The organism is Marinobacter daqiaonensis (genome assembly GCF_900115285.1).
Taxonomy (GTDB): Bacteria; Pseudomonadota; Gammaproteobacteria; order Pseudomonadales; family Oleiphilaceae; genus Marinobacter; species Marinobacter daqiaonensis.
Map to the genome: position 1 here is coordinate 402,603 of NZ_FOYW01000001.1, position 19,387 is coordinate 421,989.

17 protein-coding genes are annotated in these 19,387 nt (G+C 59.6%); 16 read left to right on the top strand and 1 reads right to left on the bottom strand.

Annotated features, from left to right (window positions below; all coding sequences use genetic code 11):
* The 12 genes from BM346_RS01850 to BM346_RS01910 all read left to right on the top strand — a co-directional run bounded on the left by BM346_RS01850 (nucleotide 1) and on the right by BM346_RS01910 (nucleotide 13,916).
* The gene (locus BM346_RS01850; protein ID WP_092013192.1) at nucleotides 1-228 is read left to right on the top strand and encodes a hypothetical protein; all 228 of its coding nucleotides are present in this window, start codon (nucleotides 1-3) and stop codon (nucleotides 226-228) included.
* A complete protein-coding gene (locus BM346_RS01855; RefSeq protein ID WP_092008599.1) occupies nucleotides 229-2,514 on the top strand; it encodes a heavy metal translocating P-type ATPase in 2,286 nt (761 codons plus the stop codon).
* A gap of 326 nt (nucleotides 2,515-2,840) precedes the next feature.
* Nucleotides 2,841-3,203, top strand: coding sequence for an NADH-quinone oxidoreductase subunit A (locus tag BM346_RS01860; RefSeq protein WP_092008600.1), 363 nt, complete (start codon nucleotides 2,841-2,843; stop codon nucleotides 3,201-3,203).
* A 50-nt stretch (nucleotides 3,204-3,253) separates the two neighbouring features.
* Entirely contained in the window at nucleotides 3,254-5,197 is a 1,944-nt protein-coding gene (locus BM346_RS18405) for a heavy metal-binding domain-containing protein (protein ID WP_227662954.1), read from the top strand.
* Nucleotides 5,194-6,090 (top strand): complex I subunit 1/NuoH family protein, encoded by an 897-nt coding sequence (locus tag BM346_RS01875; RefSeq protein WP_092008603.1) that lies wholly within the window; start codon nucleotides 5,194-5,196, stop codon nucleotides 6,088-6,090. Before BM346_RS18405 ends, BM346_RS01875 begins: the two co-directional genes overlap by 4 nt.
* Complete coding sequence (locus BM346_RS01880) at nucleotides 6,091-6,627, top strand: NADH-quinone oxidoreductase subunit J family protein (protein ID WP_092008604.1); 537 nt, start codon at nucleotides 6,091-6,093, stop codon at nucleotides 6,625-6,627.
* Nucleotides 6,624-6,935, top strand: coding sequence for an NADH-quinone oxidoreductase subunit NuoK (gene nuoK, locus BM346_RS01885; protein WP_092008605.1), 312 nt, complete (start codon nucleotides 6,624-6,626; stop codon nucleotides 6,933-6,935). The genes BM346_RS01880 and nuoK overlap by 4 nt, the downstream gene beginning before the upstream one ends.
* On the top strand, nucleotides 6,932-8,830 hold the full coding sequence (locus BM346_RS01890; protein ID WP_092008606.1) for an NADH-quinone oxidoreductase subunit 5 family protein: 1,899 nt from the start codon (nucleotides 6,932-6,934) through the stop codon (nucleotides 8,828-8,830). The genes nuoK and BM346_RS01890 overlap by 4 nt, the downstream gene beginning before the upstream one ends.
* Before the next feature lie 14 nt (nucleotides 8,831-8,844).
* Nucleotides 8,845-10,314 carry a complex I subunit 4 family protein gene (locus BM346_RS01895; protein ID WP_092008607.1) on the top strand — a complete coding sequence of 490 codons (1,470 nt, stop codon included), beginning with the start codon at nucleotides 8,845-8,847 and terminating at the stop codon, nucleotides 10,312-10,314.
* Entirely contained in the window at nucleotides 10,311-11,678 is a 1,368-nt protein-coding gene (locus BM346_RS01900; protein WP_227662953.1) for an NADH-quinone oxidoreductase subunit N, read from the top strand. The genes BM346_RS01895 and BM346_RS01900 overlap by 4 nt, the downstream gene beginning before the upstream one ends.
* A gap of 155 nt (nucleotides 11,679-11,833) precedes the next feature.
* Entirely contained in the window at nucleotides 11,834-13,453 is a 1,620-nt protein-coding gene (locus BM346_RS01905) for a BCCT family transporter (RefSeq protein ID WP_092008608.1), read from the top strand.
* The gene (locus BM346_RS01910) at nucleotides 13,425-13,916 is read left to right on the top strand and encodes a universal stress protein (RefSeq protein ID WP_092008609.1); all 492 of its coding nucleotides are present in this window, start codon (nucleotides 13,425-13,427) and stop codon (nucleotides 13,914-13,916) included. Before BM346_RS01905 ends, BM346_RS01910 begins: the two co-directional genes overlap by 29 nt.
* On the opposite strand, the gene BM346_RS01915 is transcribed toward BM346_RS01910, so the two are convergent.
* The gene (locus BM346_RS01915; RefSeq protein ID WP_227662952.1) at nucleotides 13,911-15,194 is read right to left on the bottom strand and encodes an ATP-grasp domain-containing protein; all 1,284 of its coding nucleotides are present in this window, start codon (nucleotides 15,192-15,194) and stop codon (nucleotides 13,911-13,913) included. The two genes, BM346_RS01910 and BM346_RS01915, sit on opposite strands and share 6 nt — an antisense overlap.
* Before the next feature lie 152 nt (nucleotides 15,195-15,346).
* Between BM346_RS01915 and BM346_RS01920 the strand changes: the two genes are divergently transcribed.
* The 4 genes from BM346_RS01920 to BM346_RS01935 all read left to right on the top strand — a co-directional run bounded on the left by BM346_RS01920 (nucleotide 15,347) and on the right by BM346_RS01935 (nucleotide 19,382).
* Nucleotides 15,347-16,579: a permease gene (locus tag BM346_RS01920; protein WP_092008611.1), complete on the top strand. Its 1,233-nt coding sequence runs from the start codon at nucleotides 15,347-15,349 to the stop codon at nucleotides 16,577-16,579.
* Nucleotides 16,580-16,742: 163 nt separating this feature from the next.
* The gene (locus tag BM346_RS01925) at nucleotides 16,743-17,129 is read left to right on the top strand and encodes a DUF302 domain-containing protein (RefSeq protein ID WP_092008612.1); all 387 of its coding nucleotides are present in this window, start codon (nucleotides 16,743-16,745) and stop codon (nucleotides 17,127-17,129) included.
* A 13-nt stretch (nucleotides 17,130-17,142) separates the two neighbouring features.
* On the top strand, nucleotides 17,143-17,685 hold the full coding sequence (locus tag BM346_RS01930) for a hypothetical protein (RefSeq protein ID WP_174805170.1): 543 nt from the start codon (nucleotides 17,143-17,145) through the stop codon (nucleotides 17,683-17,685).
* Nucleotides 17,686-17,918: 233 nt separating this feature from the next.
* Nucleotides 17,919-19,382, top strand: coding sequence for a malate:quinone oxidoreductase (locus BM346_RS01935; protein WP_092008613.1), 1,464 nt, complete (start codon nucleotides 17,919-17,921; stop codon nucleotides 19,380-19,382).
* Nucleotides 19,383-19,387 lie beyond the last annotated feature (5 nt).

The window sequence follows — 19,387 nt, forward strand, 5'->3', positions numbered from 1 at the left end:
ATGATGCACAACAGTATGTTCAGTAACACCATGTGGGCAGGCCATTGGCTGTGGATGCTGGTCATGGCCGTGTTGGTGGTGGTGCCGGTCTGGCGCATCTGCCAGCGCATTGGTTACCCGGGCTGGATGGCTATCCTGATACTCATTCCCATGGTCAACATGGTGCTGCTCTACTTCATCGCCTTTGCGGACTGGCCGAGCAATCGTAACGTCGAGGGGAAAGCATAAATGGTAGCCAGGGCCAGTTCGGATTCGAGCGCAACGAAGACCTTCGAACTGATCGTTCCGGGAATGGGCTCGGACCATTGCGCCGGTATCGTCTCCAAAACGATTCGACGTCTTGAAGGAATCGATGACGTATCCACCAATCTGGCCGCTCATCGGGTCAAGGTTACTGCCCGGTATGACGGACCTGATGCCGAAAACCTGCGCAAGGCGGTCGAAGGCGCAGGCTATGATGTCGCCGCGATCAGCCGTGACGATGATGCCGACCAGGAAAGTGAAACCGCGATTGAGGAAGCGTATCTCCAGCAGGCCAGGCGCAGGCTCTGGATTGCGGCAATACCCACCACGCTGATCATGTTGCTGATGATTCCGCACATGTTCTGGCAACCGGTACCGGGTTATCTGGCGATCATTGCCCTGCTGGCCTTTCCGGTGGTGTTTCTTTTCGGAGGCGCTGCGACACACAAGGCTTCCTGGCGCTCATTGAAAAACGGCACCTTCAACATGGATGTGCTCATTTCCATGGGCAGCCTGCCTCCCTACATCATCGGTCTGGTAGGCTTCGTCTACCCGATGACGTCGTTCATCGAAATGGCCGCCACCATCATGACCTTTCACCTGGTTGGCCGTTATCTGGAAACGAAAGCCAAGGGCAAGGCTTCCGAGGCAATTCGGCGGCTGCTGACCATGGGGGCCAAGACCGCCCGTGTGGAGCGGAATGGCGAAGAAGTGGAGATCCCGGTCAGGGAACTGGCCCCCGGCGACATCATGATTGTGCGTCCGGGTGACAAGGTGCCCACTGACGGTGAGGTGGTGGATGGTGAGAGTCACCTGGACGAATCCATTGCCACCGGCGAGTCGGTGCCCGTCTATAAAAGTACCGGTGACACCGTGATCGGAGCCACGATCAATAAGGAAGGGCGCCTACGCGTAAAAGCAACCCGGGTTGGCGGCGATACCTTTCTTGCACAGGTGGTGAAGCTGATTGACGAGGCACAGGGCTCCCGGGTGCCAATCCAGGAATTCGCTGACCGTATGACCGGTCGCTTCGTGCCTCTGGTTCTTGTCATCGCCCTGGGCAGCCTTCTGGTCTGGCTGTTTGCTGCGGACGCGCTCCGCCCGATACTCGAATGGGGCGGAGCCTTCCTGCCGTGGGTGGATCCTGCGGCCCCTACACCTGTGTTGGCAATTCTGGCGGCTATAGCAGTGCTGGTAATTGCCTGCCCGTGTGCGTTGGGTCTGGCGACACCTACGGCGTTGATGGTGGGCTCCGGAGTGGGTGCCGAGCGGGGCATCCTGATCCGCTCCGGTGAGGCCATCCAGACCTTCAAGGACATCAAGGTCATGGTTCTGGATAAAACAGGCACCATTACCAGAGGCGAGCCGAAACTGACCGACGTGGTGGCAGCCGAAGGCGTTTCGGAAACGGAGCTGCTGGAGCTTGCCGCCACAGTGGAGAATGCTTCCGAGCACCCCATCGCCCGGGCCATCGTGGAGGGGGCCAGGGAGCGGGGAATCAGGCCCGGAGATGTTCTTGACTTCCGCTCCACCGGCGCCAGGGGTGTGTCGGGCAGGGTAGGCGACAGGACCGTGCTGATAGGTAACCGCCGCCTGCTTGAAGAAGAGGGCGTCACCGGCCTGGATGCACTGAGTGAGCGTCTCCACGATCTTGAGAGCCAAGGCCGAACCGCAGTAATCGTCGCCCGGGATAGCCAGGCATATGGCATCGTGGCGGTTGCCGATACGCTCAAGGACGAGTCCGTTGATGCGATCAAAGCCATGCATGAGCATGGACTCCACGTGGTAATGATTACCGGCGACAACGAACGCGCTGCACAAGCCGTTGCCCGTGAAGTGGGCATCGACGAAGTTCGCGCTGGGGTGCTGCCAGAGGGCAAGGTGGACGCCATTCGTGAGTTACAGAAGAAATACGGCAATCATGTCGCCATGGTGGGTGACGGCATAAACGACGCCCCGGCTCTGAAACAGGCGAACGTCGGTATTGCCATCGGCGCCGGCGCGGATGTGGCAATAGAGGCCGCGGACGTTACCCTGGTGCGAGGCGAATTATCCGGTGTTGTTGATGCCATGGTGTTGTCCCGTGCCACCTTCAGGAAAATCGTTGAGAACCTGGTCTGGGCAAGTGGATACAACGCTGCGGCCATTCCCATCGCCGCTGCCGGCCTGTTGCACCCCATGATCGGTGTAGTGGCCATGACGGCCAGCTCGCTCTCGGTCATCGGTAATTCCATGTTGTTGCGGCGGCGCTACCAGAAGGAACATCGATAGCCTTTCAGCATGAAAGACGGACCCGCCTTTGCCGGGCCCGCTCTCTTGATTCAAGTCAGTTTCATCCCTGATCCGCCTCAGCCATTCAGTCTGATTTCAGGAAGTCATGATTAACTTCGTCTGTACGCTTTGATCAGACAATGTGAAACGTAACCCGATTTCAACACACCGCACCCGTGAGGAGCCCTTGTACTGCGCTTTCAGCCATATCTACAGCTGGTCACTATTACTGATCTTCACCGTGCATTCGGGCGTCCGGTTTCCTAGCGACTACACTACTGGATAAAAGTCTCGCGAACGCATAAATCGTAAGCTAGGGGAAATCGATGAGCGCTACACAACAATACCTTCTATTGCTGGGAATGGCGATCGGTACCCTTGGTGTGGTTCTGAGCCTTTACGGCCTCGCCCGAGCCATGGGTCCAACGCGCGGTGAGCCGGGTAAGGATGTGCCCGCGAGCGCGGGAACGATGTCCCGTGACCCGGTATGGGGGCGCTACCATGTGCGTTACTACGGTTACGCCCTATTGTTTCTGGCCTTCGACATGGAAATGGCCTACATGTATCCCTGGGCTGTGGTTTACAAAGAAGAGGGGCTGGTTGCGCTGGTTGATATGGGTGTATTTCTTGCAATTCTTTTTCTCGGTCTGCTCTACGGATGGAGCCAGGGGGCTCTCCGGCGGCAATGACTCCTGATCCGATATTGACCGCGACAGGCGTTCGCCAGAAGCGGCCCTCAGTGTTACAGAAGCTTTTCTCCCGAGCCCTGGCGAGCAACCTGAGCTGCCTGGTTGTGCCGGGGCCGGAGATAGCCCTGGCTCATGGGCTGGATGTGAAGGCTGTAGGCATGCGCATTGCCGGCACCCCTCGCGATGCGAGCGTTCTCCTGATTGTCGGAAAGCTGCCAGAGAAAATGAGCGAGGCTGTGGCGGTGCTCTTTGCGCAGATGCCCCGACTGCGCGCTATCCTCGTACTGGGCGCCCGGCCCCCGTCATCCCTACCTGGCACCGATGTGTCCGGGGACCTTTCGCAAGCCGCGCTGATTGAGGCGGTCGCCAGGCTGAAGCAGGTGATGGCCAAGGGCGCCTTTGCGTCCTCTCCCGAGGATTTTGACTCATCTGTCCTGCACGCCAGGACTGAGTATGTTTGCCCCATGCATCCGGAAGTTGTCGAAGACGAGCCGGGCAGTTGCCCCAAGTGCGGCATGGATCTCGTGGCCCGCGAAACCGGGGAGTCGACCCCTGAGCACCACCACGATCATGAACACGAACACCATCACCACGGCCATGATCACGGCGAGCACGAAGACGAGCACGAACAATGCCATGGTCACGAGGATCGAGAACACCAGAATCATCATGACCATCGACAGGACCATGAGCCGGAACATCATCCTGACCATAATCACGATCATAGCGAAGGGGAGGGCCATAAACAGGAAAAGGCCGAGACCGAATATACCTGCCCCATGCACCCGGAAATTGTCCGGGACGAGCCGGGCAGCTGTCCAAAATGCGGCATGGATCTGGTAGCCCGAGAGGACATGGAAGATGACGGCGGGGGAGAGGAAGCTCCCGGGCATGGCAATGACCACGAGCACCAGCACCATCATGATCACTCGGATTACGATGAGCATGATCACGAACACCATCAGGACGATGGGCACGAACACGGTCACGGGCACAGTGGACACGAGCACGGCGGACATGATCATGGCGCCTCGGGATTCATGTCCATGATCGAAGTGACCAAAGACCTGCCGCGCAGCGCTGACGGCCTGCAGATGGACTGGCTTGAGGTGCCATTCGGGCCGGTGTTCCCTGGTCTGCCAGGTGGTTTGAAGTTGACGCTGACGCTTGATGGTGACGGTGTGACAGAGGGGCAGGCCGCATCAGTGGTGGGCATAACCTCCGAAGGTGAAGAAGATGGAGAGATGGATGCCAATACCTTCATCGAGCATCTGTCGAGTGCAATGCCACTGGCACCGGTGAGTTACCGTCTGTTGGCCTGTCTGGCAATTGAGCGGGCGGCGGGGCTGGAGGATGATTCGGCGAACGCAGGCGGCCGGACCGGCGCGCTTGAACGCGAGCGCATCGCCAGTCATCTGGGTTGGCTGGCCCGGTTTGGACATCAAATGGGCTTCGCCTGGCTGGCGAATCGTGCTTCAACCCTGCAGCTGAACGTTCAGGCTGCCAGCAAGGAGGGGCTTATTGAGCTGGAGCCGTCGCTTCAGGCACTGGCTACCCGAGTCGGGCGGACGCCGCTACTCAAAGCGCGGCTGAGGGGAATTGGCGTGCTGCCAACAGGCTCTTCTGATCTGCGCGGCCCTGTAGGGCGTGCTTCCGGCAAGGGCGGAGATGCCTGGGCGCGCCTGTGGCAACGGCTGGACGAGATCCCGGCCAGTCTCGATCTCATTAAAGCAGCAGTGGAACCGGAGCTGCCGGTCCTGCGGAACATTGGCAGCGATGTCTCCGGAACAGGTGAGACAACCGTGGAAACTCCCCGTGGCGAGTCTCGGTTGAAGGTGAGCCTGGAGCATGGCCAGGTGACGTCCTACGAACTGGATACCGCCTGTAGTCACCATATCGACCTGGTTGCGGAGCTCGTAAAGGGCAGGGAACTGGGCGATGCACTGGTGGCGGTCGGATCAATAGACCTTTCGCCCTGGGAGGTAATCTCTTGAGCATTGCCATCGTTTTGTTCGCGCTGCTTGTCACTGCCTGGTTTCTCGCCATGATCGAGAGCTGGACGGCAACCGGACGACTGCATCCAGCCGCACCCCTGCTCAGCGGCCTGGCTCACCTCGGTCGTGAGTCTGTTGTGCCTCGCACGCCCGACCGGGTCTTCTTCGAGACGGCGCCGGTGCTGCTGCTGGTTGCGGCGATGCTCGGTGCGGCGGTGCTGCCACTGGCGCCGAACCTGATCATCGCCGATCTTGCCACCGGTGCCCTGTTTTTCAACGCGGCGCTGGCCTATGTGCTGGTGGCGCTGATCATGGGCGGCTGGGGCCCGAATGGTGCTTATGCCATGGTCGGCGGCTGGCGTTTTCTCGGCCAGCTTATCGCTTATGCCATGCTCATCGTTATGCCGATCACCGCGGTGGCCATGCGCGCCGAATCTCTGGTAAACACCGCGATCGTTGGCTCTCAGGAGAGCCTGTGGAACATCGTTTACCAACCGCTCGGTTTTGTGCTGTTTTACATTGCCGCTATGGCGCTGGCGTTCCGCCCACCGTTTGATCTGCCTACCGCAGAGGGGGAACTGGCCGGCGGTGTTGATGCCGAATATACCGGCGTGCGCCTGGCCGTGCTGCGACTGGCGCGCCTGTTGCTCGTGGTCACGCTGGCTTCCGCAACGACGGTATTCTACCTCGGCGGCTGGCACGGGCCGCTGCTGCCGCCCTGGGCCTGGAGCCTGATCAAGACCCTGGCAGTGGCCGTTTCGATGCTGTTGGTCGGTCACTACCTGCCACGCATTCGCGAGGCGGATCTGTTGGGGTGGTGCTGGAAGCTGGGGATTCCCCTGGCGCTGCTCAATATCTTCATTGTCGGATTGCTTATTCTGGTGGTGCCGTAAATGTATATCCAGGCTTTTTTCGTCGCTGTTTTCGGCCTCGCCGCAATCGGTTTCGGTGTGGTGGTGTTCCGCACATCTTCCATGGTGCGTTCTGCGCTGGCCCTGTTGTTTTCGCAAACTGCTGTCGGCTGTATGTTCCTGGCCATGCAGTCCGAATTTCTGGGGGTGCTGCAGATCATGATGATGGCTACCGAGATGAGCATCATGGCCATTTTCATGGTGATGTTCATGATGGACCCCGGCGGCCTTGGCGGTATGGATATGAGCCACCAGAAACGATTCTCCCTCGGCGCAGGTGGGATTGCCGCCGCCACCGCCATTGCCGTGGCGCTTCTGTCTGACTGGGGCCCGGTGACTGCCGAGGCGCCGGATGCCGCAATGCAGACACGGGAACTGGGCTTCGAAATGCTGGGGCGCTCGATGCTGATTTTCGAGACCGCCGCTGTCACTATCCTGACCGCGATGATTGCCGCCACGGCCACCGCAATACCGGCGCGGGAGCCCGCCAATCACGATCACAAGGAGACCTCAAGATGACGCCGGTCCTGATCCTGGCGCTTCTGACAGGCGCCGTTCTGTTTGGTGTTGGCGTCTACGGCGCGTTGTCCCAGACCAATCTGGTCATGATCATGATGGGCGTGGAACTGATTCTGGCGGGCGCATTGGTGAACCTGGTTGCCTTCTGGCGATTTCTGCATCCTGAGGTCTACTCCGGACAGATGTTCGTTCTGGTGGTGATGACGGTCATGGCGGTAGAGATGGCGGTCGGTTTCGGGGTCGCGACGGCGCGCTTCCGGGCCAAGGGCTCGGTAGAGATGGAAGAAGCGGAGGACCTGAAAGGATGAACCCCGTCCTGCTGCCGGTACTGCCACCGCTGCTCGCCGCTCTCGCTGTGCTGTTGCTGCGCCGGGGCGGACCTGTGCTGGCCCTGACGGGTGCGACGCTCAGCCTGGCGGGGAGCCTCTCGCTCCTGGCCAGGGTTGCCGGGGGCCAGCCCGAAACACTGCTTCTGCACGGTCTGCCGGACATGCCACTGCGCCTGGTTGCCGCGCCAATGGACGCGCTGCTATCCGTTGCCGTGGCCACGGTGGGCACGTTCGTCCTGATTTACGCGGTCGGATATATGAAGCGAGAGTCCGGCCTGTCGCGTTTTTTCGCCGTGATGTCCCTGTTTCTGGGGACCATGCAGGCACTGGTGCTGGCCGGCGACTGGATTCTGCTGTTGGCGGCCTGGGAGCTGATCGGCCTGTGCAGCTATCTGCTGATCGGCTTCTGGTTTCAGCGGCCCGACGCCGCAAACGCTGCCGGCCGGGCCTTCCTCTATACCCGTAGCGCCGACCTGGGGCTATACGTTGCCGTATTCATTCTCATCGGGTCGGCAGGTACCAGTGAGATTGCCGTTTCCCTGGAGGCGGGCGGCAGTACGTCCACCATTGCCGGGCTTTTGCTGCTACTCGCGGCCATGGGCAAATCTGCCCAGGTTCCCCTGCAGGACTGGCTCATGGGTGCCATGGCGGGCCCCACTCCGGTTTCTGCGCTGCTGCACTCGGCGACGTTGGTCGCGGCCGGTGCCATCCTGCTGATACGGTCGGCCCCGTTGCTGACACCCGAGGTGCTGGTCGCGGTCGGACTTGTCGGGGGTGTCACCACCGTGGCAACCGGGATTATCGCGCTCGCCGAGCGTGATCTCAAACGTCTGCTCGCGGCTTCAACGGCCAGTCAATACGGCCTGATGTTGATTGCGGTAGGCGCGGGAGTACCCCTGGCCGCGCTGTTGCATCTCATTGCCCACGCCGCCATCAAAAGCACACTCTTTCTCGCCGCCGGCGATTTTCAGCATGCTCGGGGTGGTACTGGTTTCGATCAGCTGGAGGGAGTTGGCCGCGCGAGGCCCTGGGCCTTTGCCGGCTTTGCCCTGGCATCAATGGCGTTGGCTGGCATCCCTCCGCTGAGCGGGTTCTTCTCCAAGGACGCGGTGATCGCAGCCGTCCTGTCTGCGCCCGGGGCGTTCTGGCTTGCCCCTCTCGCGCTGGCGGGCACTCTGCTCACCGGCGGCTACATGGCCCGGGCGTTGCGTCTCTTGTGGCAGGGTTCCGGCGAATCCCGGCCGGTCGCCGGTAGTGCCTGGATGGGCGTGGGCATCTGGGGTCTGGTGGTCCCTTCTGCTGCCCTGGGACTGGCCTTCGGCCCCGTTGAGGCAATTCTCGACCTCGCTGGCCATGAAGCCGAGGGAACCGGGGCGGTGCTGCTGGGACTCCTGGCCGCAGTAGGTGGCCTGACGTTGGGCTGGCTGGTGCCGGCCCACCGGCTGCTTGGTCCTGTCCACCAATGGGCGGAATCAGGATTGACCGTCGGAGCAGGGCTTACAGGCTATATGGGTAAGCCCGCAATGGCCGTTGCCCGGGGGTGTGACCGCCTGGAGCATGGCCTGTACATGGCCGTGCTTCGTGTTGGCCGCGGAGGCCTCACGATTGCCCGGGGGGGCGAGCGCCTGGAACAGCGTCTGTATTCAGTGGTACTTGGTGCCGGCCGTGCCAGCATGGCGGTGGCGGACCTGGTGCGGGTCGGCGATGAACGCCGTATCGACGGCCTGATCTTCGCCCTCGTGGCCGGAGTGCGAACCCTGGGGGCGCGAGCCCGAACCCTGCAAAGCGGCCTGATCCACCACAGCCTGGCCATCAGCGCCATCGTCACCGCAGTGGCACTGTTCATCCTGTTTTCAGTTTCATTGAGTTCCTAGAGGAACCCGGACCCATGCTACCACTCGTATCGCTTACCCTGTTCCTGCCACTCGCCGGTGCCCTCCTGATTGTGTGCCTGCCACAGCCGACGGCGCGGACGGTACATGGCATCGGCATTGGCACTGCAGCCCTGACCCTGGTCGGTGCGCTGACGATGTGGCTGGAGGGGTTGAACGGTGCCGGCTTTTCCCAGGTCGAAGAGCTGGAGTGGATGCCCGCCATAGGCGCCGCCTACCGGGTCGGAGTCGACGGTATCAGCCTGCCGCTGGTGCTTCTGAGCGCAGTAATGTTCCTGGTTGCTCTCATCTACGCTTCCTCGCTTCGCGAACGGCCACGGGCTTACGTCGCCCTGGTACTTCTGCTTGAGACCACGGCAATCGGAACCTTCACCGCCCTGGACGGAATTCTGTTCTATGTCTTCTTCGAGGTCTCCCTGGTATCGATGTATTTCATGATCGCCGGCTGGGGACATGAGGACCGGCAGCGCGCAGCGCTGATGTTCTTCCTGTACACGCTTCTGGGCAGCCTGCCGTTGTTACTCGCCATCCTTGGGCTTTATCTCGGAAGCCCGGAGCCCAGCTTCGATATGCGGGCCTGGATCGCCGATCCGCCATTGGCCGGGGCGGCGGCCATGTGGGCACTGATTGCCATGCTGATTACCTTCGCGGTCAAGATTCCCGCTGTTCCGCTGCATACCTGGTTGCCGGCGGCGCACGTTCAGGCTCCAACCGTGGGCAGTGTCATCCTGGCTGCCATCATGCTGAAGTTTGGCACTTATGGCCTCGTTCGCTTCGCTCTGCAAATGACTCCTGACGCCTTCCGAGAGGCGGGAACGGTTGTCCTGGTCTTTGGCGTCGTGAGCGCGATCTACGGCGCCTTCGCCGCTCTGGCCCAGAGCGATCTCAAGCGACTGGTGGCCTATACCTCGATCAACCACATGGGCTATGTGATCGTTGGTGTCGCGGTAGCGGCGTTGACCCTGGACCCCTCGGTGCGGGCTATCGCCCTGGACGGCGCCGTGCTGCAGATGTTCAGTCACGGTCTGGTCACTGGCGCTCTGTTCCTGCTGGTGGGCATGATCCAGGAGCGGGCCCATAGCCGGGAAATGGGCGAACTTGGCGGCCTCCTGAAAACCGTCCCGGTGCTTGGCTGGTTGTTCATGCTGGCGGCCTTCGCCTCCCTGGGCCTGCCGGCGCTTGCTCACTTTCCGGCCGAGTTCCAGATATTCCTCGCCACCCTGAGGACTGTCCCGGCGGCGGTTGTGGTGGTACTGGGTATTGCGATTATCGCCGGCACCTTCCTCAAGGCGATCCGCGAAACCTTCCTTGGCGAGACAAAACAACAGTGGCATGGGATGCCGGACCTGAGTGGGCGGGAACTGCTGGCGGTGGTGCCGCTTCTGGTGCTCACCGTGGCTACCGGCGTCGCGCCAGCCTGGGTGCTCGACGTCATTCACCGCACCACGGTGGCTCTGGCGCTATGATGGCTCGTGAACTCACACTGCTGATTCCCGAAATCGCCGTGCTCTTGACGGCGGTCGGAGCGCTGATCGCCGAGATGCTGCGCAGGCCCAGGGTGGCGCTCGGCGTCGCCACCCTGGGCCTGCTTATCGCCACGGGTCTGACCATTCCCATGATCGGCACGGACACGACCGTATTCGGTGGCACCGTCCGGATCGATTCGCTGAGCATCTGGGCCAAGCTTATTCTGCTGCCCGCTACCGTACTGTCCCTGTTGCTGGCACGAAACGACATTGGAGGCACCGTAAGGGAGGGCACGGTCTACAGCCTGATGTGCCTGGCGACCTTTGGTGCACTGGTGCTGGCCGCGGCGGGCGATACCATGTTCCTGGTGCTGGGCACGCTCCTGGCCAGCCTGGCCACCTTCGCCCTGGTGGCGTATCGGGCCACGGATCCCGCCACGGAAGCGGCCATGAAATTTTTCGTGTTCGCATCGGTTGCCGGCGCGGTCATGATCTTCGGGCTCAGCTACTGGTTCGGTGCCACCGGCTCCACGTTGCTCTCCGATCTGGCCCGCGTTGAAGCAATGCCTCTCGCCGGCGTCCTCGGGCTGGTGGCCGTGCTCGTCGGCCTCGGATACAAGGCCTCACTGGTCCCGTTTCATTTCTGGGCACCCGACGCCTACGAGGGTGCGCCGCTGTCTGTTGCGGCCTACCTGTCCGTTGTACCCAAGGTGGGAGCCCTGTTCGCGCTCACGCAGGTGGTTCGCGACCTGCCGGTGGACAGCGGATGGCCCGCCGTCATCGCGGGTCTGGCCGTGCTGAGCATGACCTACGGCTATCTGGCAGCGCTGGTACAGGATAATGTTATCCGGCTACTGGCCTATTCATCGATCGCCCAGTCCGGCTATTTTCTTCTTGGTATTGTGGCGGTGGGCTCCAGTGAGCTTGCGTTGCCCTCGATCATCCTGTTCGCTGGTGCCTACGCCGCCATGAACCTCGGTGCCTTCGCCGTTACGGCTGTGACGGGAAGGACTCTCAACGATTTCACCGGGCTTGGGCGGGCCCGGCCCATGTTGGGAATCGCAATGGTGATTTTCCTGTTATCGCTGGTGGGCATTCCGCCACTGGCCGGCTTCGTTGGCAAGTTCCTTCTGTTCGCTGCCGCCATTGATGTCCAGCTTACCTGGCTGGCAGTGGTGGCGATCATCAACAGCGTGCTCTCGCTGGGGGTTTATCTGCGCATCATCGTCCCGATGTACAGGGGAGGGGAGGCGGCCTCCGTCGCTGTGGGCAAATGGCCTGGTGTGGTGGTGTTAACGGCATTTGCAGCCACATTCATCATCGGCCTGGCAGCCCAGTTCTTCCTTATGACTCCGATGCTGTAACGACACTCGCCGTCAATCGCCTCGTTATCAGTGTGCCGGTGTCCAGATCCTGGTGGTGCGGGTTGATCCTATCCACCAGCCGAACCGAAGTCAGCCCGTTGACAAGCATGTTAGCGTTGGGCTTTTCGTGATTTTGAATAAATAGGGAGGATTCAGTGCTGGAGCGGCTGCAACGCCGATTGGGACTACAGACCATACCCGGGGTGTTTTTTGTCTCGGCCGGGGTAGCGACGTTGTTTGTCGCCCTGGCGGTTCCTTTTGACCAGGAGGTTGCCGAATATTTCGGACTACTGACGGGTTGGGTAGCTCGCAACCTGGGCTGGTTCTATATAATGTCCGTTACCTCCCTGCTGATTTTTCTTCTTGGCCTTGCGGTCAGCCGCTACGGAAACATCCGTCTGGGGGCCGACGACAGCCGGCCCGATTATTCCAACCTGACCTGGTTCATCATGCTGTTCGCTGCGGGCATCGGGACGATACTGATGTTCTGGGGCGTGGCGGAGCCGGTTTCCCATTTTGCCGATCCACCCTTTGAGGATACACAACCAGGCTCAACGAAGGCGGCCGGCGATGCCATGACGGTAGCCCTGTACCACTTTGGCCTGCATATCTGGACGATCTTTGCCATGGCCGGGCTGGCAATCGGTTATTTCGCTTACCGGCATAACCTGCCCATGCGTATCAGCAGCCTGCTCTATCCTATTCTTGGCGAGCGGATTTTCGGGCCTTGGGGCTGGACGGTGGATGTAATTGCCGTGCTCGGCACCCTGTTTGGCGTGGCGACCTCCCTGGGCCTGGGAGCCCTGCAGCTGAACAGTGGTCTGGACTATCTGTTCGACGTGCCCTCCACCGGCCTGGTTCAGGTTCTTCTGATTGTGGTTATCACCAGCATTGCCGCTACTTCGGTCGCTCTCGGGCTGGACAAGGGCGTTCGCCGCCTGTCACAGCTCAACATTGTGCTGGCTATGGTACTACTCGCATTCGTGCTCATTGTCGGGCCAACCGTATTCATTGCCGAGGGAATAATCCAGAGTGTGGGGAATTACCTGGATGCCTTGCCGTGGCTGGCTTTCTGGACGCAAACCTTCAAAGAAACTGACTGGCAGCGGCAGTGGACCCTCTTCTACTGGGCCTGGACCATATCCTGGGCTCCCTATGTGGGCATCTTCATCGCCCGGATTTCGCGGGGGCGGACTATCCGGGAGTTTGTAGCCGGGGTTCTGTTTGCCCCCACCGTTTTCACTCTGGTGTGGTTCGGAATTTTCGGGTTATCCGCCATTCAGGTGGAAATGGGTGGTCAGATCGCTCTGGCAGAGCAGGTACGCCAGGACCCCTCGGTAGCCATTTTTGCTTTCCTGGATGCCTTTCCGCTTGCCAATGTGGCATCGGCCCTGAGCGTAATCATCATCGTCATCTTCTTTACCACTTCATCTGACTCGGCCTCCCTTGTGATTGATATGCTGACCCGGCGGGCCGATCAGCCGTCCCTCGTGCGTCAGCGCCTTTTCTGGGCTGCTGCCCAGGGGGTTATAGCTGCTACTCTGTTGCTGGCCGGTGGCCTCGAAGCCCTGCAGAATGTCATTACCTCCCTGGGCCTGCCATTCAGCATTTTGCTGGTTTTCATGGCAGTTGCGCTATTCAGGGCGCTCCGTGCGGATTATCGGGGCTACAACGTGGATGAACTGGTCCAGGGAAGGGCTTTCCCGGAAGTGGAAGCCAATCGCGAAACGGAACAGGAGAACGACGATGTACCGGAAACTGCTGATCGCCATTGATCCGGAAGACGATGGAGAAGGCGAGCGTGCGCTGAAAGTCGCCATGGATCTGCTGGACGAGAAGGGGGAGATGCATCTTGCCAGTGTTTACAATCCGGACGGGGGAGGTTTCTTCCCACACGTCTCGGGAGAGGCTCCGGAGGAGAAGGAGACCGAGGTGAAGGAGCTGCTGGATGGTCTGGTGGAAAAGTATCTCCCGCCTGGCTGGGACGTCTGTCAGCACGTGGTAGCGGGAAGCGCTGGCAAAAAACTGGTGGATCTGGCGGGCCAGCTTTGTGCTGACCTTATGTTACTGGTATCTCGAGGTAGCAGTGATCGCTGGCGTTTGCGCCGGGCCACCGTCGAGTATGTTGCGGTGAGCGCCCCCTGTCCGGTGCTTGTGCTGCCATCCCTTGAAAAGTCCGGGCAGGAGACGGGGGAAAAGAGAGAACAGAGAGAAAAGAGGGGTGAGCCCGATTCATGACCGGCTGGGCTTGAGAAGTATCGGCGCAAATCCGCCCCCTGGGGTCCGGAAATTGGTTGTCTGGCCTCGATAGAGCCTTGCCGCGGCCAGGAGCAGGGCGCCGCGGTAGGTATACAGGCGCACGTCGACCTTGAGCATTTCCCGCTGACCATCGACCATGACGGTGCGCTCGGAGGGCGGCACAAGCGCCTGGGCGATGTAGTCGCCTGCCACAATTTCGGTGAAGGTTTTTTTGGTGAGTTTGCTGCCCCGATAGACGCCCTTGCTGCCATGACCTGCGACGGGTTTGAAAAACCACTGCCGCCGCTCTTGCCAGAGAGCATCGGCATTTTCAGCACTGACCTGGACCGTGGCGGGAACACCAGACCGGAGCAATTCGGCGTTTTCGCTGCTCAGGCCCCAGCTCATAAGGGTCTGAGGGTCCGATAACAGCGCCAGGTTTCGTTTATCGGCGAGCAGCGCGTGGTTACGAGGGTTGGGGGTGATGACCGCGCCGCCGTCCAGCCAGGCAGAGCGCAGGGCGGCGTGACCGGGTTCTTCGAGCCCGAAGTCCACAAGGCGGTTGTATACCAGGTCGATCTGCCTGTCGCCGGCATACAACCCGCCTGACTCATACCGTAGGTCTGACGGTGAGAGTATAAGCGTCTCGATACCCTGACTCTGCAATGACTGACGAGCCAGTCTGAATTCAGCGTAAAGATATTGCTCGGTGGGCCGGTCATCCACGATGGCTATTGTTTTCGGGCGCCCACTGCCTCGCTGGGCCCGCCACTCACTTTCGAACTGCGCGGCTACCGCTTCATCGAAGTTTTCAGCTGAAGCCGGATGGGGGGCGCCACCGCAGCACTGAACCTGGGCACGTGCCAGCGTGGCATTGAGAAACGCGCCCCCGGCGTTGGTATTGATTTCGATCAGGCGGGGTCCGTCCTCGCCGAGATGAAAGTCGTAGCCCATAAAGGCGCCCACCGGGCCAGGGTTGAATTGTGCACTATGGGGGGCCCGTGACAGCACCTGGCTCTGATAGCCGGGAAGCGAGGCCGCGGCTTCCAGGGCGCGGACGGTGGCTTTCATCCGCTCCAAATCCTCGGGAGGAACGAATACGGCGACATTTGAGAACAGCTGATGCCACACCGCACTGGACAGGATCTCGTCGGCGTTATCGCCCAACCGGCGGGCGAGGGCACGGCTTACCGACTGTCGGTCGAGCGTGATGCAGGTGCACTGCTCGTTCAGTCTTTCTGCTGCTGTCTTTTTCGGGAAGTCACTGGTTGGTTGCAAGATCTGTCCTCTGGTTCTGTTCGCACCCATGAGCCATTTCCCACCGGTTTCTCCTGGCAACTTCATTAGTAGACGAAAAGTTAGGGGTTGAGAAATCCGGTACCGGCCACCACTAAACCATAGGTTAGGCCTAATAAACAAAAGGAGCGAGTATGGAGTCCGTCGATCCGACCTTTTGGCAACTCTACGGTGAGGCCGCCAAGACGGCTTTGGGTTTCTTCTGGAAAGCCGGCTGGGCTTTCGTCATGGGTTACGCGATTTCTTCGATGATCCAGGTGTTCGTGCCCAAGCATCGGCTAGTCCGACACATGGGAGACCTTTCTCTTCGCAGTACCGGTCTGGCAACCGCATTCGGCACCATTTCGTCGAGCTGCTCCTTTGCCGCACTGGCGGCAGCGCGGGCCCTCTTTGCCAAGGGCGCTCACTTTATTCTCGCCGTGGCCTTCATGTTTGCCTCAACCAACCTCGTGATCGAGCTGGGCATCCTTATTCTCATCTTCCTGGGCTGGCAGTTCCTGGTGGCTGAAATCATCGGCGGTCTGGTGCTTATCCTGATCAGCTCCATCATCATTCGAGCCACCTATCCGCAGCGCTGGATCAAGGAGGCCCGTGATCGGGCAGAAGGTGATGTTCCCGAGGAGGAGGACTTTTCGCCGCTCGAACGCATGCGCAGTGTCAAGGGCTGGCAGATGGTGGGCCACCAGTTTGTCATGGAGTGGCAGATGGTCTGGAAGGAGATCCTCATTGGCTTCACAGTAGCTGGCTTCATGAAGGTCTTTGTACCGGACGCGTTCTGGAAAGCGCTTTTTCTTCATGGTTATCAGGACACGCTGCCCGAGCTAGTGATCGTTCTTGAAAACGCCATCGTCGGGCCCTTTGTGGCGGCGCTGACCTTTATCGGCTCAATGGGCAATATTCCCCTGGCAACCGTGCTCGCTGGATCGGGGGTAACCTTCGCCGGCGTAATGGCCTTCATCTATTCGGACCTGATGGTGCCACCGCTGGTGCGCGTCAATGCAAAATACTATGGCTGGCGGGTAGCGCTGTACATCGCGGCGATCATGTTTGCTTCCATTGTGGCAACTGCGCTTATCCTGCATTTCGGCTTCGCGGCGTTGGGCCTCACACCGGATACTGTGGAAAGCACGGTAATGCACCAGCAATTTGCTCTGGACTACACCTTCTTCCTGAACATCGCCTTTGTGGCCCTGGCCGGGTTAATGATTTTCCTGCATCGTCGCCACAAGGCCGGGGGAGGGCATGGCCATCACCACGATCATGATCACGGGAGCGGGGGGTTCTCCTTCCAGGACTGGGTGGTGCTTGTCTTCATCGTAGGCCTGATTCTGGGGATCATTGCCTTTGCTATGACCGGCGGTGTCTGAAGTCGGAAGGGAATATAAACAGCCGTCCCCAAAGATTCGTGCAACGAATTGATGCAGCTCAAAAAGACCCGAAGGTGGTGAACAATTCATCACGTGCATCCCCTTTGAAGGGGATTACACTGGAGAAGGTGGACAGGTTTCATAAACCAGAAGGGAGGTTCCCATGGCTTATACAATCAATCGAGTCATCAGCAATGCGGATTTCGAGGAAGTGGATAAAAGAGCCCGTCAGGCACTCGCGGACCGCGGTTTCGGGGTGCTGACGGAAATCGACGTCAAGGCCACGATGAAAAAGAAACTGGACAAAGACATGTCCGGGTACCGGATTCTCGGTGCCTGTAATCCTGCCATGGCCTGGGAAGCCATCGGGGCGGAGCCCCGGGTGGGCGCGATGCTTCCCTGCAACGTCATCCTTCGGGAGGTGCCGGAGGGAATCGAGGTCAGTGCAGTCGACCCCGTGGCGTCCATGAGCGCTGTTGAAAACGACGAACTCAGCCAGATCGCGGGAAAGGTCCGGGACCAGCTTTCCGAGGTCGTTGAGGCAATCTGAAAAGGAGAATCCAATGAATAAATTTACTCGTCTGATCGCATGTTCACTGCTTGCGTCCGCGCCTTTACTGGCAACCGCCCAGGGCAATTCCGGGCAGATGCCCATGCACCGTGGCGGCATGATGGACCAGGAACAGATGCAGCAAATGAATGAAAACATGTCGCAAATGCAGCAGATGATGCAGGAAATGCGTAATGCAGAATCAGATGCGGAGCGGGAGCGGCTCAGGGAAAGGCACATGGACTCCATGCACAAGCACATGCAGATGATGCGCGGAGGCATGATGAATCAAGGAATGATGGGGAATGGCCAGGGCATGATGGGCAGTGGCCAGCAGGGAATGATGGGAAATAACCAGAACATGATGGGGAACGGTCAGCAGGGCATGATGGGAAACAGCCAGGGTAAGAAACAGCCCGGTAAACCCCAGCAGGGCCGTGACGAGGCCGGCGGTTCCGGCTACGAGCAGAGACTGGAAATGATGGAGACCCGCATGAACCAGATGCAGCTCATGATGGAGCAGATGCTGGAGCACCAGCGGCAACAGCGTCAGTGAGTCTTGAAGAAAGCTGAAGTCTGTTGGTGAGGACCTGAGTGGTTTTTACGGCCCTCATCGGCAGCCCCCATTCCTGCCGAACCAAGTAACACAGATCCGGTTTCCTGCCTTATCGCCAGATAGGGGAGGCATTCGCCTTGCGGAATTTCCGGGGCATGCCTGAAGCGTGGTACCTTCCAACCAGAAGACTTTGTCAACGACCATCAGACACCTGACTCTGGCGAGAAGAATCTATGAACGTAATCATTATCGGCGCGGGGATTATGGGAACCACTTTTGCCACTCTGGCAAAAGAAATGGCACCGGAGCTGGAGATCACCATTCTGGAGAGGCTTGACCGGCCCGGGGCCGGCAACTCCTGGGCGTTCTACAACGCCGGCACAGGCCATGAGGCAAACTGTGAACTCAACTATACCCCGGTGGACGAAGAAGTCATCTCCGTTGAGAAAGCCCTGAAGATCCATGCCCAGTTCAACGTCGCCAAGCAGTTCTGGTCTTTCCTGGTCGAACGGGGTGCCGTCAAAGAGCCTCAAACGTTCATTAACCAGACCAAACACTGCACCATTGTCTCTGAATCCGCAATTGAAGAGCTGAGATTACGATTCAGGGAAATGTCTGCCCATCACTTTTTCGAGCACATGCGCTATTCGGAAGACTTCGATGAGATAAAGAGCTGGATTCCCTACACCATGGAGGAACGCCCCCGACATGAAAAAATGGCGGCCACCGTCATTGAAACGGGTACCGATGTCAATTTCGGTGCTCTGGCGGAGCAGATGGCGGAGTATGCGGTGAATGAGCTTGGGGTCAGAATCGACTACGGCACCCACGTCAAACGTGTGCACAGGAGCCCCACAGGGCGCTGGGTTATCGAAGCGGAGAGCAATGGCAGTCCGGTCAAGCACAAGGCTGACGTGCTTTTCGTCGGTGCCGGTGGCGGCGCGTTTCCACTCCTGAAAAGAAGCCACCTGCCGTTCCGGAACCGGTTCGCAGGCTTTCCTGTGGGTGGCCGGTTTCTACGTGCCCAGATCAGCGCAGAACAGGCCAAGGAATATAAGGCGAAGACCTATGGCAAAGCCAAGGTGGGTGCGCCTCCCATGTCCGTGCCGCATCTGGATCTGCGGGTTGTGGATGGCAAGCACTACCTCCTGTTTGGTCCATTTGCGTCGTTTAATCCGGTCCTCGAAAAGGGTCGAGGATTTTTTGATTACCTCACCTCAATCCGCCCGCATGATATCCCCGGTTTTCTGAGTGTGGCGATCGAGCATTTCCCCCTGGTCCGGTATCTGGTGTCGGAAACCTTCAAGGGGGAAAAGAGCATGTTCGAGGAACTCGACAACTTCGCCCCGGGCCTGAGTAAAAAGTTTGACTGGAAGCCGCTCCAGGCCGGGCAAAGGGTACAGATCATCAAGGACGGGGACTTGCAGATGGGTACGGAAATTCTCGTGTCCGAGGACAGAACCTACGGGACGTTACTTGGAGCATCCCCCGGGGCGTCGGTTTCACCAGAGGTGATGCTGCGCTGCCTGGAACGACTGATACCCTCCATCTTCTCCAAAGAGGAAGCCCTCGAGAAGAAAAGGAAGATGTTTCCCGAGGACGATCTGGACACGTTGATCAATGATCCTGATCGCTACCGGGAAATTCGCGATGCCGTCAACAAGCGCCTGGGAATAGCCCAGTCCAGGGTGCAATAGAATCC